This is a genomic window from Kribbella sp. NPDC050820 (assembly GCF_040653975.1).
Lineage (GTDB): Bacteria > Actinomycetota > Actinomycetes > Propionibacteriales > Kribbellaceae > Kribbella.
This window is the reverse complement of record NZ_JBFAHB010000176.1, coordinates 1-1,252: the sequence shown is the minus strand read 5'-3', so window position 1 is coordinate 1,252 and position 1,252 is coordinate 1. Positions and strand designations below refer to the sequence as shown.

Annotated in this window: 2 protein-coding genes; both read left to right on the top strand. The window is 71.5% G+C overall.

Features of this window, described 5'->3' with window-relative positions; all coding sequences use genetic code 11:
* Window positions 1-534: DUF364 domain-containing protein (locus AB0H36_RS48085; RefSeq protein ID WP_360539139.1), on the top strand; the 534-nt coding region annotated here is incomplete at its 5' end.
* On the top strand, window positions 531-1,252 hold a 722-nt coding region (locus AB0H36_RS48080; RefSeq protein WP_360539136.1), incomplete at its 3' end, for a pyridoxal-phosphate dependent enzyme. The genes AB0H36_RS48085 and AB0H36_RS48080, both read left to right, overlap by 4 nt.

Genomic DNA, 1,252 nt, shown 5'->3' with positions numbered 1-1,252 from the left:
GCCCTGGACGCCTATCTGATGCACGTCCACCCGCATCCGGGTGCCGGCGGCGTGCCCGGCGCGGCGGTCGTGGTGCCGGGCGGCTCGTCGCTGGCCAAGTCGCGTGCCCGGGCCGGGGCGGTGATCGATCTGCTGCCGGTGGCCGCTGGGCAAACGGTGCTGGTCGTCGGCGTGGTGAACTCGCTGCTGGAGCAGCTGCGCGAGCGGGGGATCGGGTATGTCCCGTGCGACCTGGCCGGCGGATACACCGAATGGGACGAGCCGGTGTGCACGTCGGCGCTGGAGCAGGTCGACCGGTGCGACGCGCTGTTGATCACCGGTATGACGCTGGGCAACGCCACTTTCGGCGCGCTGCTGGGGCGCGCCAGGTCGGCCGGGTTGCCCGTGGTCGTGTTTGCCCAGAGCGGCAGCGCGGTGCTGCCGTGGTTCATCGGCGCGCCCGGGGTGTACGCGGTTTCGGCCGAGCCGTACCCGTTCTTCTCCCTCGATGGCGGGACGAGCACGTTGTTCCACTATCGAGGGCGGTGCTCGTGAGCGCCGGGACGGACGCCTCGGCCGGGTCCCTGCTGGATGTGCTGGGCCGCACCCCGCTGGCGTGGATCCCGGCTGATGGATCCAACGGGGCCGGGTATTGGGCGAAGCTGGAGTCTGCCGGGATCGGTGGGATGAAGGCCAGAGCGGCCGTCGCGATGCTGGCGGGTGCGGCCGCCCGTGGTGAGCTCGATGCGGGCGCGACGATCATCGAGTCGACCAGCGGCACTCTGGGACTTGGGCTGGCCTTCGCCGGCCGGGCGCTGGGGCATCCGGTGACGTTGGTCGTTGACGACGAGCTCGAGCCGGACCTGCGGGCGCTGTTCGCAGCGTATGGCGTGACGCTGGAGGTGGTGCACCAGCCTGATCCGCACGGCGGGTGGCAGAGCGCACGGCTGGACCGGCTTCACGAGCTGTTGGCCACGACACCGGGCGCCTACTGGCCCGACCAGTACAACAACCCGGACAACCCACTGGGCTACGTGGCGATGGCGCACGAGCTGCTCGAGCAGCTCGAGGCGGCCGACGTCCTCGTGGCTAGCGTCGGCTCGGGCGGACACTGCGCCGGGCTCACCGAGGTGCTCCGCGGCCACTGGCCGTGGCTGCGGGTGGTTGGCGTGGACGCCGTCGGCTCGCGGATCTTCGGCCAGCCGGCCAGGCCGCGGCTGATGCGCGGTCTGGGCAGCAGCATCTTGCCCCGCAACGTCGCGTACCACCACTT